The sequence below is a fragment of the Psychrobacter sp. 1U2 genome, from assembly GCF_051847575.1.
Genome location: NZ_JBPYDC010000726.1, coordinates 1 through 873 on the forward strand (window position 1 = coordinate 1; position 873 = coordinate 873).

Here is an 873-nt window from a genome sequence, read left to right on the forward strand (position 1 = left end):
ATGCTGTGGATTATATGGTAGGGGAAGCCAGCTAGTCTGCGTAGGTATACGCGACAAAGAGTGGTTTTGTAATTACCGCCTTGATATGTCTTATATAAGATTGTAAAACGTCTATTTCGCTGATTGAGATAGACGTTTTTTTATGATTGACGAAAGATGAAATCAATAATGTCGTTATATATTGCTATAGTTGAAATCTACTTATAGCAACCTCACATTAAGGCATTACAACGTTTATTTTATAAATTTATAAAGAGGTATTCATGTCTGAGGTACCAGCGCTTTCTATCCAAAATCTATCCAAAACCTATGATAATGGGTTTTCGGCCCTAAAAGATGTCAGCCTAACGGTGCCACAAGGTGGGTTTTTTGCTTTGCTTGGACCAAACGGTGCGGGCAAGTCAACGATGATTGGCATTATTAGCTCCTTATTTAAACCAACAACTGGTAGCGTCAATATCTTTGGTACTGACCTTTTAACCGACCCCTCCGTTGCAAAGCAATCTCTTGGTGTGGTACCGCAAGAATTCAAGTTTAACCAGTTTGAAAAAGTACAAGACACTTTAATTACTCAGGCCGGTTACTTTGGTATCCCAGCTAAGGAAGCACGACCACGGGCGAAACGACTGTTGACGGCGCTTGGCTTATGGGACAAGCGTGACAATAAGTCGCGCGAGCTATCAGGCGGTATGAAACGCCGTTTGATGATCGCACGAGCACTCATTCATAAACCAAAACTGTTGATTCTTGATGAGCCGACTGCTGGGGTAGATATTGAGCTGCGCCGCTCTATGTGGGAATTTATGCAGCAGATTAATATTGAAGAAAATACGACCATCATTTTGACTACGCATTATCTTGAAGAAGCTGAGC

The 873-nt window shown here is 41.6% G+C and carries 1 protein-coding gene; it reads left to right on the top strand.

Annotated elements, in window-relative coordinates; translation table 11 throughout:
* Positions 1-263 precede the first annotated feature (263 nt).
* Positions 264-873: ABC transporter ATP-binding protein (locus tag ACS8FD_RS18340; RefSeq protein WP_439276902.1), on the top strand; the 610-nt coding region annotated here is incomplete at its 3' end.